The 15,547-nt window shown below is 62.4% G+C and carries 15 protein-coding genes and 1 riboswitch; of the genes, 7 read left to right on the top strand and 8 right to left on the bottom strand.

All coding sequences use genetic code 11. The features are described from left to right. Window positions 1–71: 71 nt before the first annotated feature. Window positions 72–1,265, bottom strand: a complete 1,194-nt coding sequence (gene chrA / locus GIV26_RS12070; RefSeq protein ID WP_072447910.1) for a chromate efflux transporter — start codon at window positions 1,263–1,265, stop codon at window positions 72–74. 163 nt (window positions 1,266–1,428) lie between these two features. Here chrA and tspO point away from each other — a divergent pair, with 163 nt between their 5' ends. The 3 genes from tspO to GIV26_RS12055 are packed head-to-tail and all read left to right on the top strand — an operon-like array spanning window position 1,429 to window position 3,279. Continuing rightward, the gene (gene tspO / locus GIV26_RS12065) at window positions 1,429–1,869 is read left to right on the top strand and encodes a tryptophan-rich sensory protein TspO (RefSeq protein WP_236280674.1); all 441 of its coding nucleotides are present in this window, start codon (window positions 1,429–1,431) and stop codon (window positions 1,867–1,869) included. Continuing rightward, a complete protein-coding gene (locus GIV26_RS12060; RefSeq protein ID WP_236280671.1) occupies window positions 1,869–2,798 on the top strand; it encodes an alpha/beta hydrolase fold domain-containing protein in 930 nt (309 codons plus the stop codon). Before tspO ends, GIV26_RS12060 begins: the two co-directional genes overlap by 1 nt. Beyond that, complete coding sequence (locus GIV26_RS12055) at window positions 2,788–3,279, top strand: GNAT family N-acetyltransferase (protein WP_236280669.1); 492 nt, start codon at window positions 2,788–2,790, stop codon at window positions 3,277–3,279. The genes GIV26_RS12060 and GIV26_RS12055 overlap by 11 nt, the downstream gene beginning before the upstream one ends. Before the next feature lie 98 nt (window positions 3,280–3,377). On the opposite strand, the gene GIV26_RS12050 is transcribed toward GIV26_RS12055, so the two are convergent. From GIV26_RS12050 to GIV26_RS12035, 4 genes are all read right to left on the bottom strand, one after another. After that, a complete protein-coding gene (locus GIV26_RS12050) occupies window positions 3,378–4,142 on the bottom strand; it encodes an ABC transporter ATP-binding protein (protein ID WP_236280665.1) in 765 nt (254 codons plus the stop codon). Beyond that, on the bottom strand, window positions 4,139–5,143 hold the full coding sequence (locus GIV26_RS12045; protein WP_034126222.1) for a FecCD family ABC transporter permease: 1,005 nt from the start codon (window positions 5,141–5,143) through the stop codon (window positions 4,139–4,141). The genes GIV26_RS12050 and GIV26_RS12045 overlap by 4 nt, the downstream gene beginning before the upstream one ends. After that, window positions 5,140–6,150, bottom strand: coding sequence for an ABC transporter substrate-binding protein (locus GIV26_RS12040; protein ID WP_034126223.1), 1,011 nt, complete (start codon window positions 6,148–6,150; stop codon window positions 5,140–5,142). The genes GIV26_RS12045 and GIV26_RS12040 overlap by 4 nt, the downstream gene beginning before the upstream one ends. A 115-nt stretch (window positions 6,151–6,265) precedes the next feature. Next, a riboswitch (cobalamin riboswitch) is annotated at window positions 6,266–6,458 on the bottom strand. Between the two features lie 119 nt (window positions 6,459–6,577). Continuing rightward, on the bottom strand, window positions 6,578–7,507 hold the full coding sequence (locus GIV26_RS12035; RefSeq protein ID WP_236280662.1) for a DNA/RNA non-specific endonuclease: 930 nt from the start codon (window positions 7,505–7,507) through the stop codon (window positions 6,578–6,580). 136 nt (window positions 7,508–7,643) lie between these two features. On the opposite strand from GIV26_RS12035, the gene GIV26_RS12030 reads away from it, so the two are divergent. Both GIV26_RS12030 and GIV26_RS12025 read left to right on the top strand, forming a co-directional pair. Next, entirely contained in the window at window positions 7,644–8,705 is a 1,062-nt protein-coding gene (locus GIV26_RS12030) for a M4 family metallopeptidase (protein ID WP_236280659.1), read from the top strand. 29 nt (window positions 8,706–8,734) lie between these two features. Then, a complete protein-coding gene (locus GIV26_RS12025) occupies window positions 8,735–9,040 on the top strand; it encodes a protealysin inhibitor emfourin (protein ID WP_102666994.1) in 306 nt (101 codons plus the stop codon). Window positions 9,041–9,058: 18 nt separating this feature from the next. Here the strand turns inward: GIV26_RS12025 and GIV26_RS12020 are convergent, their stop codons facing one another. Then, the gene (locus GIV26_RS12020; RefSeq protein WP_236280657.1) at window positions 9,059–10,453 is read right to left on the bottom strand and encodes an aldehyde dehydrogenase family protein; all 1,395 of its coding nucleotides are present in this window, start codon (window positions 10,451–10,453) and stop codon (window positions 9,059–9,061) included. Window positions 10,454–10,690: 237 nt separating this feature from the next. Between GIV26_RS12020 and ptrR the strand changes: the two genes are divergently transcribed. Continuing rightward, window positions 10,691–11,584, top strand: a complete 894-nt coding sequence (gene ptrR, locus GIV26_RS12015; protein ID WP_236280648.1) for a putrescine utilization regulator PtrR — start codon at window positions 10,691–10,693, stop codon at window positions 11,582–11,584. A gap of 77 nt (window positions 11,585–11,661) precedes the next feature. On the opposite strand, the gene GIV26_RS12010 is transcribed toward ptrR, so the two are convergent. Both GIV26_RS12010 and GIV26_RS12005 read right to left on the bottom strand, forming a co-directional pair. Next, complete coding sequence (locus tag GIV26_RS12010) at window positions 11,662–11,871, bottom strand: hypothetical protein (protein WP_005789784.1); 210 nt, start codon at window positions 11,869–11,871, stop codon at window positions 11,662–11,664. Between the two features lie 101 nt (window positions 11,872–11,972). Beyond that, on the bottom strand, window positions 11,973–13,169 hold the full coding sequence (locus GIV26_RS12005) for an amino acid aminotransferase (protein WP_034116881.1): 1,197 nt from the start codon (window positions 13,167–13,169) through the stop codon (window positions 11,973–11,975). A 343-nt stretch (window positions 13,170–13,512) separates the two neighbouring features. Here GIV26_RS12005 and uvrB point away from each other — a divergent pair, with 343 nt between their 5' ends. Beyond that, window positions 13,513–15,528 (top strand): excinuclease ABC subunit UvrB, encoded by a 2,016-nt coding sequence (gene uvrB, locus GIV26_RS12000; RefSeq protein ID WP_003192575.1) that lies wholly within the window; start codon window positions 13,513–13,515, stop codon window positions 15,526–15,528. Window positions 15,529–15,547: the final 19 nt, after the last annotated feature.

The raw sequence follows: 15,547 nt of genomic DNA, 5'->3' as shown, positions 1-15,547 counted from the left end.
AATCGTTAACGATAACGCGTGCCTTCAGATTAAACGCGGCGCCTGTGAGTTTTTCGCGAGCAAGCTCGCTCCTACAGTAACGTGCCGAGTAGGCCGCAACTTATCACTACCAGCCATGGCGGCAGTTTCCACACCATCAACGCGACCAGTGCCAGCAACGCCAGGGCGAGGTCGTAGCCGTTGAAAATCGCGCTGGTCCACACCGGCTGGTACAGCGCCGCCAACAACAGGCCAACCACCGCCGCGTTCACCCCGGCGAGTGCGGCCTGGGTACGTGGGCTTCTGCGCAGGTTGGCCCAGAAGGGCAAAGCGCCGAAGATCAGCAGGAACGACGGGGCGAAGATCGCCAGCAGCGCGATTACTCCGCCAAGCCAACCGCTCGGGGCGTGGGTCATCGAGGCGCCGAGGAAGGCGGCGAAGGTGAACAGCGGGCCGGGCACGGCCTGGGTGGCGCCGTAACCGGCGAGGAACACATCGTTGTTGACCCATTGGCTGGGCACCACTTCGGCTTGCAGTAGCGGCAACACTACGTGGCCGCCGCCGAATACCAGTGCGCCGGTGCGGTAGAAGGCGTCCACCAGCGCCAGTGTGGGGTTGAGCGCCCATGCGGCGAGGATCGGCAAACCCACCAGCAACAGCAAAAACAGCATCAACCACAGGGCTCCGGCACGGCGGCTGATGGCGATGGGCAGGGCGTCGGGCTCGGCACTGCTCTCGGGCTTGAACAACAGCAGGCCAGCCACGCCTGCGACCACCATGACCCCGACCTGAGCCCAGGCGGAGGGTTGCAGCACCACCACGCAGGCGGCGATCAACATCAACGCCACCCGTAAAACACCTCGGCACAGGTTACGCGCCATGCCCCACACGGCCTGGGCCACCACGGCTACGGCGACCACCTTAAGGCCGTGCAGCGCGCCAGGGGGCAGGGCGCTGCCGTAGTGGGCCAGCCCCAGGGCAAACAGGATCAGGGCGATGGCCGACGGCAAGGTGAACCCGGCCCAGGCTGCCGCCGCGCCCCGGTAACCTGCGCGGGACAGGCCCAACGCGATACCGACCTGGCTGCTGGCCGGGCCTGGGAGGAACTGGCACAGCGCGACCAGTTCGGCATAGCTGCGCTCGCTGAGCCAGCGGCGGCGGGTGACGAACTCTTGGCGAAAATAACCCAGGTGTGCAATCGGCCCGCCGAAGGAGGTAAGGCCCAGGCGCAGGAAAATCAGGAACACTGACCAGGGGCGGCTGCGGTGATCGGCAAGCTGGGGCAAGGGGATGTCTCGGGCAACGGTGCTGGATGTTGCCGACCATAACCAATTTTCATGACGCGTAGAAGCGCGGGTATTTTGCCGCCCCATTGAATTTATCCGCGGTTGTTCGAGTCACTTAAAAGCAGTGTACTGTTTTCCATCCACTGGACCTCAAGGACCGACCATGACCTTTTTCATCTTCCTGCTCGCCTGCGCCGCCGCCGCCAGCACTGGCGTGATCTTCAAACCCGGCGCCTGGTACGAATCCCTGGTCAAGCCCAGCTTCACCCCGCCTAATTGGCTGTTCCCGGTGGCATGGACGATCATCTACCTGCTGTTGGCCTGGGCTGGTTACCGCTTGACCCTGATCCCCGGCAGCGAAATGGTGTTGGCCCTGTGGGCGGTGCAGATTGCGTTGAATACCCTGTGGACGCCGGTGTTCTTTGGTGCCCATCGGTTGTTCGCCGGGATGGTGATTATCGTGCTCTTGTGGCTCACCGTGGCAGCGATGGTGGTGCTGGCCGTTCGCCTGGATTTGATCACCGGCCTGATCCTGTTCCCGTACCTGGCGTGGCTGTGCGTGGCCGCGGCGTTGAACTTCTCGATCCTGCGTAATAATCGCTGATGGCCTACCAGCATTGGCCCGCCAGCGAGCCCGAACTGGCCCAGATGCGCCGCTTCAATCGCAAACTGGCGTGGATGCCGCGCTTCAAGGTCCGCAACCGCGTGATGCCGCGCCTGATCCAGGCGCTGCTGCGTGCCAGCCAGACCTTCAAGAAGGCGCCCCTGGCGGAACGCAAAATGCTCGGGGCGATCCCCTTGCGCATCCTGCGCCCCGCTGGCCCGCCCAGAGGCGTGGTGCTGGATATCCACGGCGGTGGCTGGGTGATCGGTAATGCGCAAATGGATGACGACCTTAACCTTGGCATGGTCAACGCGTGCGATGTGGCGGTGGTGTCGGTGGATTATCGGCTGGCGGTGGATACGCCGATCGAAGGGCTGCTGGATGACTGCCTGACGGCTGCGCGCTGGCTTTTGGCGGACTGCCCGGAATTTGCCGACCTGCCGGTGTTTTTTGTCGGGGAGTCGGCCGGCGGGCACCTGGCGGCGGCCACTTTGTTGGCGCTCAAGCAATGGCCCGAGTTGCTCCAGCGGGTAAGCGGCGCGGTGTTGTATTACGGCGTCTACGATTTGACCGGCACCCCCAGTGTGCGCACGGCCGGGCCGGACACCTTGTTGCTGGACGGGCCGGGCATGGTTCAGGCGCTGAGCCTGTTGACGCCGGGGATCAGCGACGAGACGCGCCGACAGCCACCGTTGTCGCCCTTGTATGGGGACTTTGAGGGGCTGCCGCCAGCGTTGATGTTCGTGGGCGAACTGGACCCGCTCAAGGATGACACCCTGCTGATTGCCGAGCGATGGCCAACGGTGGAGGCTCATTTGCTGCCGGAAGCGGCCCATGGGTTTATTCACTTTCCGGTGGCGATGGCCGATCGCGTGTTGGCTTACGCTCGCCATTGGATAACGGGCCGGATCCTTTGCGATGAGCGTTAGCATTGATGCGGTGCAGGCCGCTGACATTCCCCAGGTGCTGAGCTTTGCTTTGCAGGCGCGTGATGAACTGTTTCCCACGCTCAGTGCCACCGGTGTCCCCCACGATCTGGCGCAGTTTAAAGCCATCTACCTTGAGGGCGGCGGGCGGTTTTTGATTGCTCGTGCCGAAGGCCGGATCGTTGCCTCGGTGGCTTATCGGCCCTACGACGGCCGCTTCCCGCAGTTGAACTACCAGGGGCGCAAGACGGTGGAAGTGGTGCGCCTGTATGTGCTCCCGGCTGTGCGACGCTTGGGCCTGGCGGGCCGGTTATACCGCTCGCTGCAAGCGCTGGCGCGGGCCGATGGCGTAGAGGTGATGTACCTGCACACCCATCCGTTTCTGCCCGGTGCGATTGATTTCTGGCAGCGGCAGGGGTTCGAGGTGGTGGATGTCGAGGCCGACCCGATCTGGCAAACCATCCATATGCACCAACTTCTGTAGGAGCGAGCTTGCTCGCGAAAAACGTCAACGATAACGCGTGTTTTCTGAATGAACGCGGCGCCTGGAAGTTTTTCGCGAGCAAGCTCGCTCCTACAGGTTCAGTTGGAGCGCAGGCGCAGGATTTGCGCGCCGTCGAACGGGTCCGTCAGGTAATGCCCCTGCACCCCGAATGTCTCCTGCAAGCGCTGTGGCGTCAGCACCTCTAGCGGCGCGCCCAGTGCCACCAGTTGTCCGCGATCCAGCACGGCCAGGCGATCACAGGTTAACGCCTGATTCAGATCATGCAGGGCAATCAAGGTGGTCACCGGCAAGCCTTGCACACCTTTGAGGATCGCCAGTTGATGCTGGATATCCAGGTGATTGGTCGGCTCATCCAGCAACAAAATCTGCGGGCGTTGCGCCAGGGCGCGGGCGATGTGCACGCGCTGGCGTTCGCCACCCGAGAGGCTGCGCCAGGCGCGTTGGCTCAGGTGGGTGGCGTCTACGTCATGCAGGGCCTGGTGCACGATGGCATCGTCTTCACGCGACCAGGGGCTCAATGCCGACAGCCACGGCGTGCGACCCAGGGCCACGGCGTCGAACACGCGGATGGCGTCGTCGGTGTCGGCCTGTTGCTCCACCACCGCCAGCTGTTGCGCGATGGTGCGGCGCGACAACTCACCGAGCCGTTTGCCACCCAGGCGAACTTCGCCGCTGGCCGGCACACGTAATCCGGCCAGCAATTTGAGCAGGGTGGATTTGCCTGAACCATTGGGCCCGACGATACCGAGGGTTTCACCTGACTGCACGTGCAGGTCAATATCACGCAGCAACTGCGCGTCACGCACTTTGAAGCCCAGGCCGCGGCAACTGAGTACGCTCATCGCGCATTCCTCCGGCCGATCAGGATCAGCGCAAACACTGGCGCGCCCACCAATGCGGTGACCACACCCACCGGAATCACCTGGCCCTTGATCAAGGTGCGCGACAGCACGTCCGCAGCGATCAAAAACAGCGCGCCCCCCAAGGCGCTGGCCGGCAGCAAGCGCGAATGCCCGGTGCCAAGCAACAGGCGCACCGCATGGGGAATCACCAAGCCGACAAACCCGATGGAGCCGACGATGGATACCATCACCGCCGTCACCAGCGCGGCGCAGGCCACCAGCACAAATTGCACGCGGCGCACCGGGATGCCGAGGGAGGCTGCCGAGTCGCTGCCGAAGGTGAACGCATCCAGTGCACGCCGGTGCCACAGGCACACCGCGAGCCCCACGACCGCCACCGGCACCGCCAACCACACCGACGGCCAGCGCACGCCGCTGAGGTTGCCCAGCAGCCAGAACATAATGCCGCGGGCTTGTTCGGAGCTGGCCGACTTGGTGATCAGGAAGGCCGTCAGGGCATTGAACAACTGTGAACCGGCGATGCCCGCGAGGATGATCTGCCCGGTACCGCTGGACGATCCGCTGGCCCGTGCGAGCAGCGTCACCAGCGCAAAGGCCGCCATCGCCCCCACAAACGCGCCCGCCGACAACGACACCAGGCCACCGCCCACGCCGATCAAGGCCACGAGTACCGCGCCGGTTGACGCGCCGGCGCTGATGCCCAGCAGGTACGGGTCGGCCAGCGGGTTACGCAGCAGCGATTGCAGGATCACGCCGCACGTCGCCAACCCTGCGCCGCAAGCTGCGGCCACCAATGCACGGGTGAGGCGGTAGTTCCACACCACGCCTTCGTCGATGGGGTCCAGTGCATAGCTGGCGCCCCAGAGTTTATTGGCGAGCACCTGCAGCACCACCTGCGGTTCTATGGCGGTTTCACCGATGGCGACGCCAGCGAGCAGGGCGAGCAGCAGCAACGCCAGGGCGAGTAGGGTGCGCATCATTGGCCCAGGTGGTAGCCGTCAATGGCGGCCGCCAGTTGTTCAAGGCCCTCGAAGGTGCGCAGGCTCGCCTGCAAGGCCAGAGCGTCGAGGATGATGATGCGGTTGTTCTTCACCGCGTCCATGTTGCGGGTCACGGGGTCGCTGCGCAGAAAGGCGAGTTTCTTTTCATGGTCGTCGGCCGGGTAGCGACGGCGATCCATGCGTGCGATCACCAGGAAGGTGGGATTGGCCTTGGCGATGGTTTCCCAGCCGACGGCAGGCCACTCCTCATCGGACTGCACCACGTTACGCAGGCCAAGGGTTTGCAGCATGAATTGCGGCACGCCTTTGTGGCCGGCTACGTAAGGGTCGCTGGCCATTTCGGCGCTGGAAAACCACACCAGTGCGCTGGCTTGCTGCAAGCCCTTGCCCTGGGCCGTGGCGACGGACTTGGCCAGGCGCGCCTTGAGTTCGTCGGTCAGTTGTTGGCCGCGATCCTGCACGTCGAAAATCTGCGCCAGTTGCTGGAGGCTCTGGTAGATCGTCTCGATGCGAAAGGGCTCCAATCGCGTGCCGTCGGCGCCGACCAGGTTGTCCTTGCCTTCGCAATCGGACGGCAACAGGTAGGTGGGGATCTTCAGTTCATGAAACTGCTCACGGGTACCGACCACGCCTTGGGGGCCCACCACCCATTCCAGCTCGGCGGCCACCAGTTGCGGGCGCTTGGCGAGTACGGCTTCGAAGCTGGGCTCGTTGTTGGCCAGGCGCTCGATGTGATCGTCCTGGGCCTTGTACTGCGCCGCCACGTTGTTGAACCACAGCGAAGTGCCGACCACCTTGTCGCCCACGCCCAGGGCATACAGCATCTCGGTGGCGGCCTGGCCGATGGTAACGCTGCGGGCGGGGGCGTGCTGGAAGGTCAGGGTGCTGCCGCAGTTTTGCAGGGTCAGCGGGTACTGAGTGGGCGCGGCTTGCGCCAGGGCACACATACCCAAGCCTGCGATCAGGGCGGTAACGCGTGGCAGCATGAGGCGATCTCCTTGTGAACCGTAGGTGCAGCAGGGGAGGTACGGCTCGGAAATACGCCCATGGAGGCTGCTGATGCGCAGGGCCAGGATGTCCTTCCCGGACACCCCGCCGGTTAGTGAGTTAGCTGGGCCGGCAGGTCTCCTGACTGATGCGTCGTCGCCATGCCCCGCCTTCCCGGACGTGGTCCAGTGGCATTCAAGGGCAGGCTCGGCATCTACAGTTGCGGGGGCAGTTTCGTTTCACGTCGCGTGCGGCGTTTCGAATTCCCTGTTAGTCCCATACGGGAACCGGCGGCGGTATGGTAAGCGATCACCCCCTGTAGGAGCGAGCTTGCTCGCGAAGGTCGTCAACGATAACGCGGGGAGCCTGATGCGCCGCGGCGTTCTCAGGTGCTTCGCGAGCAAGCTCGCTCCTACAAAAGAAGCGTCAGAGCCGAATATCCTGGGGGCCGCGGATCAGCGCTTCGATCCGGGTGCCTGTGGCGCGCTCTTCGTTGCTGAAGCCGTCGTAGTCGGCCAGGTTGGCGAAGCGGATACCGGTCAATTGTTCGATCGCAATCACACTGCGCTGGTAGGTTCGAAGCGGGCCGAATACCAGGTCGAGTTGGCCCAGTTCGCGGCTCTGGTCAATCATGTAGGCGCTGGCGGACGGCTTGCCATCGTCGCTGAGGTAGGCCACTACTTTCCAGAACGCCTTGGGGATTTTCACGCCACGGTACAGTCGGTCGTCATCGGCGAACACTGGCCCGGTAAACACCGTGGCCCGGGCTTTCCAGCGCTGGGTGTTGTCGAGGATGTAGTCTTCGAGCTCCAGCCAGGTCTTCTGGTTGAAGCCGCTCATTTGGGGTGAGCAATTGGTGAAGTGAAAGGTGTCGAAGTTGGCGGTGTTGGCCTCGTCGCCCCAGTTGGCGTCCTGGTGCCGCACCAGATGGCCGCGGTCCAGGCCATTGCCGGCATAAAGGTCTTCACCTACCTGCGCCTCCAGGGGCAGGCGACCATCGTAGGCCCAGGTGTCGTTGCTGCGCGTGATGTCCACATGCTTGGCGCCATCGATATTCACCCCCACGTACAGCGCCAGTCGTCGAGCGCGCGACATTGTGATGGAGAAGTGCGTGTAGTCCAGGCGCTTGGGTTGCACATCGCCCGCCAGTGGCTGGTCAACCGTGGGCCATGGCACCACGAAGTCGCTGAGGAAGTCGTCGGCATAGCCCGCGCGGTTTTTGAGGTCCTTGGCCGCGGTGACGCGCGGCGTCGCGGCTCTGGCTTCCAGCAGGGTGGGGCTGGCCGCGACCAATGGGCGCAGGTCGGCAAGCCTTGGGCGGTGGGAAAGGTCGATGTTGGCTGCGCGGGCGGGCATGGGCATGTTCCTTATGGGCCTGGGATAAACACCACTGAAACACAAAACCATGACAATTTGGCCCAGGTGGCTAACTCAGGACTATCCTGAAAACCGTTACCCGGACGTTCATCACACGCCAAAAAGGAGCCAGCTCATGTGTGTTCGCCAACCGCGCAACCCGATTTTTTGCCTGATCCCGCCGTACATGCTCGACCAGATCGCCCGCCACGGCGACAAAGCCCAACGGGAAGTCGCATTACGCACGCGTGCCAAGGACAGCACGTTCCGCTCATTGCGCATGGTCGCGGTACCCGCCAAGGGGCCGGCCCGCATGGCACTGGCCGTGGGCGCCGAGAAGCAACGCTCGATCTACAGCGCCGAAAACACCGACAGCCTGCCCGGCAAGCTGATTCGCAGTGAAGGGCAGCCCGCCAGTGGCGATGCCGCAGTAGACGAAGCCTATGACGGCCTGGGCGCAACCTTCGATTTTTTTGACCAGGTATTCGATCGCAATTCCATCGACGATGCGGGCATGGCGCTGGACGCCACGGTGCACTTCGGCCAGGACTACAACAATGCCTTCTGGAATTCGACCCAGATGGTGTTCGGCGATGGTGACCAGCAGTTGTTCAACCGCTTCACCGTGGCACTCGACGTTATTGGCCATGAGTTGGCCCATGGCGTGACCGAGGATGAGGCCAAGCTGATGTACTTCAACCAGTCCGGTGCGCTGAACGAGTCGTTGTCGGATGTGTTTGGTTCGTTGATCAAGCAGTACGCGCTGAAGCAAAAGGCCGAGGACGCAGACTGGTTGATCGGCAAGGGGCTGTTTACCAAAAAGATCAAGGGCACGGCGCTGCGCTCGATGAAGGCGCCAGGCACTGCGTTTGATGACAAGCTGCTGGGCAAAGACCCACAGCCTGGGCACATGGATGATTTTGTGCAAACTTACGAGGACAATGGCGGGGTGCATATCAATTCCGGCATTCCCAACCACGCGTTCTATCAGGTGGCCACCCGGATTGGCGGGTTCGCCTGGGAGCGTGCCGGGCGTATCTGGTATGACGCACTGCGCGATTCGCGGCTGCGGCCCAATTCCGGGTTTTTGCGTTTTGCGCGCATTACCCACGATATTGCCGGTCAGCTTTATGGTGTGAACAAAGCTGAGCACAAGGCAGTCAAGGAAGGCTGGAAAGCGGTAGGTATAAACGTTTGACGAAGCCGCCTGCGCGGCGAGGAACAGCCATGCGAATTTCAATCAAGGAAAGCGGCGGACCGGCGTTTTTCCCCGGGTTGGCCAAGGCGCGCACGGTAGAGCTGGACGCGCTGCCCGAGCCTGATCAGCAGGAGTTGCGGCAACTGATTGAAGCGTCGGGTTTTTTCCAGTTGCCGCAAAGCACCGATCCCGAGCCTGGCAACCCAGGCCGGGTGCATTACACCCTGACAGTTGCGGAAGGCAAGCGCGAGCACACGGTCTGTGTGCTCGCCCCGGTGAATCCCCCGGCACTGGACGGGTTGGTGCAGTGCGTGCGGCGGCATATTAATTGTTGAAGCGCCAATGCTGACAGGCTACTTACGATCCAGCCACACCGTCTGCGCATTGCAGAACTCGCGTACACCGAAGTGCGACAGCTCGCGGCCGAACCCGCTCTTCTTCACGCCGCCAAACGCCACCCGCGGGTCTGACACGCTGAACGCGTTGACAAAGACCCCGCCGGTTTCCAACTGATCGGCAATCGCCCGCGCCTTTGCCGCCTCGCGGGTGAAGATGCTCGCGGTCAGGCCAAACTCGCTGTCATTGGCCAGGGCCACGGCGTGCTCGGCGTCGCGGGCGGTGATGATCGAGGCCACGGGGCCGAACAGTTCCTGTTTGAACGACGTCATGTGGTCGGTGACGTCGGCCAGGATGGTCGGTTCATAGTAATTGCCGGCGCCCGCGACTTTATGGCCGCCCAGCAGCAGCGTGGCACCTTCTTCCAGGGTCGCCTGGACCTGGCCGTGCAGTTCGTCACGCAGATCAAAGCGCGCCATGGGGCCGATATAGGTGGCGTCCGCGGTGGGCTCGCCTATCACCAGAGCGCGGCTGGCTTCAAGGAATTTGGCGGTGAAGGCTTCAACCACGCCCGCTTCGATGATCAAGCGCTTGGCGGCGGCGCAGACTTGGCCGCTGTTCTGGAAACGGCCGATGACGGCGGCTTGCACGGCGGCGTCGAGGTCGGCGTCGTTGAGCACGATAAACGGGTCGGAGCCACCCAGTTCCAGCACGCATTTCTTCAACGCGCCCCCTGCCTGTGCGCCGATAGCGATACCGGCGCGAACGCTGCCGGTGAGCGTCACGGCGGCGATGCGTGGGTCGGCGATGGCGGTGGACACGCCATCTTGGGTCACGTTGATGACTTCAAACACGCCTTCGGCAAAACCGGCTTTGCGCAATGCTTGCTGGATCAGGTAGGCGCTGCCCATCACGTTGGGCGCATGTTTGAGCACGTAGGTGTTGCCGGCGAGCAGGGTCGGCACTGCACCACGCAGCACTTGCCACACCGGGAAATTCCACGGCATTACCGCGAGGATCGGGCCCAGTGGGCGGTATTCGATCCGGGCGCTGCCGTTGTCCACCAGGGTGGGCTCCGGGGCGAGCATGGCCGGCCCGTGGGCGGCGTACCATTCGCTCAGTTGCGCGCATTTTTCGATTTCGGCGCGGGCCTGGGCGATGGGTTTGCCCATTTCCAGGGTGATCATTTGCGCCATCTCTTCAGCTTGCTCACGCAGGGCGGCAGCCAGGGCCAGCAGGTATTCGGCGCGCTGGCTCACAGGCGTGCGGCGCCAGGTGCGGAAGGCAGTGGTCGAGCGGGCGAGGGCGGCGTTCAGTTGTTCTGCGCTTTCGTAGGGGTAGCTGCCGACTGTTTCGCCGTTGGCGGGGTTGATCGACAGGGCGTGGGTCTGGTGGGAGATAACATTGTTCATGGCACCGTCCGGCTGAATGAGTGGAATAGGGCCAGCGTACGGTGTTGTATGTTTTCTGGAAACTGAATAATAATAAGTAATATGTTCTCAATTCGAGAACGTTAGATCGTCCCCACGCTCTGCGTGGGAATGCATCCCATGACGCTCCGCGTCGCGCCAACGATCGGACGCGGAGCATCCGAGGCAGCGTTCCCACGCAGAGCGTGGGAACGATCATGTACATGATTGGAGAATGATTTGGATCTGGTGCAGCTGGAAATCTTCAAGGCCGTTGCCGAGCAAGGCAGCATCAGCGCTGCCGCCCAGTTGATTCATCGGGTGCCGTCGAACCTCACCACGCGCATCAAGCAACTGGAGCAGGATTTGGGCGTGGAGTTGTTTATCCGCGAGAAGAGCCGCTTGCGGTTGTCCCCGGCCGGGTGGAATTTCCTCGGCTATACGCGGCGTATTCTCGATCTGGTGCAGGAAGCTCGCGCCACGGTGGCGGGGGAGGAGCCCCAGGGCGCGTTTGCCTTGGGTTCGCTGGAAAGCACGGCGGCGGTGCGTATCCCGGCATTATTGGCGGCGTATAACCAGCAATACACCAAGGTCGAGCTGGACCTGAGCACGGGCCCCTCGGGCACCATGATCGAAGGCGTGCTGTCGGGTCGGTTGACGGCGGCCTTTGTCGACGGGCCGGTGCTGCATTCCACGCTGGAGGGTGTGGCGGTGTTCGAGGAAGAGATGGTGGTGATTGCGCCGCTGCATCACGCGCCGATCACCCGCGGCCAGGATGTGAATGGCGAGAACATCTATACGTTTCGTTCCAACTGTTCGTACCGGCATCACTTCGAACGCTGGTTCTCACAGGATGGCGCGGTGCCCGGCAGGATCTTCGAGATCGAGTCGTACCACGGCATGTTGGCCTGTGTCAGCGCCGGGGCCGGGCTGGCGCTGATGCCGCGCAGTATGCTGGAGAGTATGCCGGGGTGTGCGGCGGTGAGCGTGTGGCCGCTGCCCGACACGTTCCGTATCTTGAATACCTGGCTGATCTGGCGGCGGGGCACGGTGTCGCAGAGTTTAAACAGCTTTGTAAAACTGCTGGAAGAACGGGGGTTTTGTAGGAGCGAGCTTGCTCGCGCAGACCGTTAACGATAACGCGGGCATTCTGGATGAACGCGGTGTCTTTGGGTTTTTCGCGAGCAAGCTCGCTCCTACAGGAGAGCGGGTCAGCCACCAAATTGCAGAGTGCCCATGGCCAGTTTGGCCATGATTGCCGTGGCGCCCAGTTGTACCAGCCATAACGCCAACCCACCGAGGAATACTCCCAGCGCTACCTGCAGCACCAAGCTCTTCTGCCGCTTGGCTTGCGGTGCGCGTGGGGCGTAGTCGTGCAGTTCGTCGCGGTCGGCGCGCAGATCCAGGTCGTCGTTTCTCATAAAGCTCTCACAGCAAGGGGGCAGTCGGTGTTCAGTCTAGTGCGTTCGCCAATAAAAAGGGGGAAGCCATTGGCTTCCCCCTTCGTATAACGTGTGTCCGCTTACAGCACTTGGACAATCGCCTTGGTCACTGCACCAATGTTCGACTGGTTCAGCGCCGCCACGCAGATGCGACCGGTATCCAGCGCATAGATGCCGAATTCGGTGCGCAGGCGGGTGACTTGCTCAACGGTCAGGCCGGAGTAGGAGAACATCCCACGCTGGCGGCCGACGAAGCTGAAGTCATGGCCTGGAGCAGCCTTGGCCAGTTCGGCCACCATCTGCTCGCGCATGCCACGGATGCGCAGGCGCATCTCGGCCAGTTCGGCTTCCCACTGGGCGCGCAGTTCCGGGTTGTTGAGTACGGCGGCGACGATGGCTGCGCCGTGGGTCGGCGGGTTGGAGTAGTTGGTGCGGATCACACGCTTGACCTGAGACAGGATGCGCGCGCTTTCTTCCTTGGACTCGCTGACGATCGACAGCGCGCCTACGCGTTCGCCATACAGCGAGAACGACTTGGAGAACGAGCTGGATACAAAGAAGGTCAGGCCCGACTCAGCGAACAGGCGCACCGCGGCGGCGTCTTCGTGGATGCCATCGCCGAAGCCCTGGTAGGCCATGTCGAGGAACGGCACCAGGTTCTTGGCCTTGACCACGTCCAGCACGTTTTGCCAGTCGGCCGGGCTGAGGTCGACGCCGGTCGGGTTATGGCAGCAAGCGTGCAGCACCACGATGGACTGTGGCGGCAGGGCGTTGAGGTCTTCGAGCAGGCCGGCACGGTTCACATCATGGGTGGCGGCGTCGTAGTAGCGGTAGGTCTGCACCGGGAAACCGGCTTTTTCAAACAGCGCCTGGTGGTTTTCCCAGCTTGGGTCGCTGATGGCGACGACGGCGTTGGGCAGCAGTTGCTTGAGGAAGTCGGCGCCGATTTTCAGCGCGCCAGTGCCGCCCACGGCTTGGGCGGTAATCACACGGCCTGCGCTCAACAGTGGCGACTCAGCGCCAAACAGCAGCTTTTGCACAGCCTGGTCGTACGCCACGATGCCGTCGATTGGCAAGTAGCCACGGGCGGCATGTTGCGCCACACGAATGGCTTCCGCTTCGGCAACGGCACGCAAGAGTGGAATCTTCCCCTCCTCGTTGCAGTAAACGCCCACGCCAAGGTTCACCTTGGTGGTTCGTGTGTCGGCGTTGAATGCTTCGTTGAGGCCCAGGATTGGATCGCGTGGTGCCATTTCGACAGCGGAGAACAGGCTCATTTTTGCGGCAGCTCTATGGGGGGTAGGAGGGACGTGTCGCGCTCCAGCCGAATGCACTAGAGCGGTGCACAAACGGGGAGCTAGTATAGAGGCCATCACGGCTGAGAGCGACAACGGAAACGGCTTTTCGGCCAAGTTTTTCGGTTTATTTGCTGACCGTTAGTCTTATTGCAACATTGACGATAAAGGTCGTGTAGGAAGACGGCCTTGAAACCCGTCACATTCGACACCACTTCTACAGCTATCATGGTTTTTTCCTGCAACCTGCGATGACTAATCGCGGGTTGCTGAGCTATTTCGTCCCTGGCGGTGTCGAGTCTGGGGTGACTTCACGAGGTACGTTATGTCGGATTTCCAGCTCGTTACCCGTTTTGAACCCGCCGGCGATCAACCGGAAGCCATTCGTCAGATGGTCGAAGGCATTGAGGCCGGCCTGGCGCACCAGACGCTGCTTGGGGTGACCGGTTCCGGCAAGACCTTCAGCATCGCCAATGTGATCGCCCAGACCAACCGCCCGACCCTGGTGCTGGCGCCAAACAAAACCCTGGCGGCGCAGCTCTACGGCGAGTTCAAGGCGTTCTTCCCCAACAACGCGGTGGAGTACTTCGTTTCCTACTACGACTACTACCAGCCCGAAGCCTATGTGCCATCCTCCGATACCTTCATCGAGAAGGATGCGTCGATCAACGACCACATCGAGCAGATGCGGCTGTCGGCCACCAAGGCACTGCTGGAGCGCAAAGACGCGATCATCGTCACCACGGTGTCGTGCATCTACGGCTTGGGCAGCCCGGAAACCTATTTGAAGATGGTGCTGCACGTCGACCGTGGCGACAAACTCGACCAGCGCGAACTGTTGCGCCGCCTGGCGAGCCTGCAGTACACCCGTAACGACATGGATTTTGCCCGCGCCACCTTCCGGGTGCGCGGCGATGTGATCGACATCTACCCGGCCGAATCCGACCTGGAAGCGATCCGCATCGAACTGTTCGATGATGAGGTCGAAAGCCTGTCAGCCTTCGACCCATTGACCGGCGAGGTGATCCGCAAGCTGCCGCGCTTCACCTTCTACCCGAAAAGCCACTACGTGACCCCACGCGAAACCTTGATGGGCGCCATCGAGGGCATCAAGGTCGAGCTGGCCGAGCGTCTGGAATACCTGCGTTCCAACAATAAGCTGGTGGAAGCCCAGCGCCTGGAGCAGCGCACCCGCTTCGACCTGGAGATGATCCTGGAGCTGGGCTACTGCAACGGCATCGAAAACTACTCGCGCTACCTGTCGGGCCGTGACTCCGGGGCGCCGCCACCGACCCTCTATGACTACCTGCCGCCAGACGCCTTGCTGGTGATCGACGAATCCCACGTCAGCGTGCCGCAGGTGGGGGCCATGTATAAGGGCGACCGTTCGCGCAAGGAAACCCTGGTGGAATACGGTTTCCGCCTGCCATCGGCGCTGGACAACCGACCAATGCGCTTTGACGAGTGGGAAGCCATCAGCCCGCAGACCATCTTCGTCTCCGCTACGCCCGGCAACTATGAAGCCGAGCACGCGGGCCGCGTCATCGAGCAACTGGTACGTCCCACTGGCCTGGTGGACCCGGAAATCGAAATTCGCCCGGCGCTGACCCAGGTCGACGACTTGCTCTCGGAAATCAACAAGCGCGTGGCCCTGGAAGAGCGGGTGCTGGTCACCACCCTGACCAAGCGCATGTCCGAAGATTTGACTGATTACCTGGCCGACCACGGCGTGCGTGTGCGTTACCTGCACTCGGACATCGACACCGTAGAACGCGTGGAAATCATCCGCGACCTGCGCCTGGGCACCTTCGATGTGCTGGTGGGGATCAACCTGCTGCGTGAAGGCCTGGACATGCCGGAAGTGTCGCTGGTGGCGATCCTAGATGCGGACAAGGAGGGCTTCCTGCGCTCCGAACGCTCGCTGATCCAGACCATCGGCCGAGCGGCGCGTAACCTCAATGGGCGGGCGATCTTGTATGCGGACCGCATCACCGGTTCCATGGAGCGTGCGATTGGCGAGACCCAGCGTCGTCGCGACAAGCAGATCGCGTTCAACCTGGAACACGGCATTACCCCCAAAGGTGTGTTCAAGGACGTTGCCGACATCATGGAAGGCGCCACCGTGCCGGGCTCGCGCAGCAAGAAGCGCAAGGGCATGGCCAAGGCCGCCGAGGAGAGTGCCAAGTACGAGAACGAACTGCGCTCACCGAGTGAGATCACCAAGCGGATTCGACAGCTGGAAGAGAAGATGTACCAGTTGGCGCGGGATCTGGAGTTTGAAGCGGCGGCGCAGACGCGTGATGAGATTGGCAAGTTGCGTGAGCGCCTGCTGGCTGTTTGATTTGCGTTGATTGGGCTGG

This window comes from Pseudomonas sp. PA-1-3F (assembly GCF_021609665.1).
In the GTDB taxonomy this organism is placed as follows: Bacteria; Pseudomonadota; Gammaproteobacteria; order Pseudomonadales; family Pseudomonadaceae; genus Aquipseudomonas; species Aquipseudomonas paracarnis.
This window is presented reverse-complemented; position numbering and strand designations above follow the sequence as displayed.

Excerpts from the sequence above, each read along its gene's own strand:
- uvrB (WP_003192575.1), top strand. The coding sequence starts at position 13,513 with ATGTCGGATTTCCAGCTCGTTACCCGTTTTGAACCCGCCGGCGATCAA.
- GIV26_RS12060 (WP_236280671.1), top strand. The coding sequence starts at position 1,869 with ATGGCCTACCAGCATTGGCCCGCCAGCGAGCCCGAACTGGCCCAGATG.
- GIV26_RS12030 (WP_236280659.1), top strand. The coding sequence starts at position 7,644 with ATGTGTGTTCGCCAACCGCGCAACCCGATTTTTTGCCTGATCCCGCCG.
- GIV26_RS12020 (WP_236280657.1), bottom strand. The coding sequence starts at position 10,453 with ATGAACAATGTTATCTCCCACCAGACCCACGCCCTGTCGATCAACCCC.
- GIV26_RS12055 (WP_236280669.1), top strand. The coding sequence starts at position 2,788 with ATGAGCGTTAGCATTGATGCGGTGCAGGCCGCTGACATTCCCCAGGTG.
- GIV26_RS12025 (WP_102666994.1), top strand. The coding sequence starts at position 8,735 with ATGCGAATTTCAATCAAGGAAAGCGGCGGACCGGCGTTTTTCCCCGGG.
- GIV26_RS12040 (WP_034126223.1), bottom strand. The coding sequence starts at position 6,150 with ATGCTGCCACGCGTTACCGCCCTGATCGCAGGCTTGGGTATGTGTGCC.
- GIV26_RS12005 (WP_034116881.1), bottom strand. The coding sequence starts at position 13,169 with ATGAGCCTGTTCTCCGCTGTCGAAATGGCACCACGCGATCCAATCCTG.
- GIV26_RS12035 (WP_236280662.1), bottom strand. The coding sequence starts at position 7,507 with ATGCCCGCCCGCGCAGCCAACATCGACCTTTCCCACCGCCCAAGGCTT.
- GIV26_RS12050 (WP_236280665.1), bottom strand. The coding sequence starts at position 4,142 with ATGAGCGTACTCAGTTGCCGCGGCCTGGGCTTCAAAGTGCGTGACGCG.
- GIV26_RS12045 (WP_034126222.1), bottom strand. The coding sequence starts at position 5,143 with ATGATGCGCACCCTACTCGCCCTGGCGTTGCTGCTGCTCGCCCTGCTC.
- tspO (WP_236280674.1), top strand. The coding sequence starts at position 1,429 with ATGACCTTTTTCATCTTCCTGCTCGCCTGCGCCGCCGCCGCCAGCACT.
- GIV26_RS12010 (WP_005789784.1), bottom strand. The coding sequence starts at position 11,871 with ATGAGAAACGACGACCTGGATCTGCGCGCCGACCGCGACGAACTGCAC.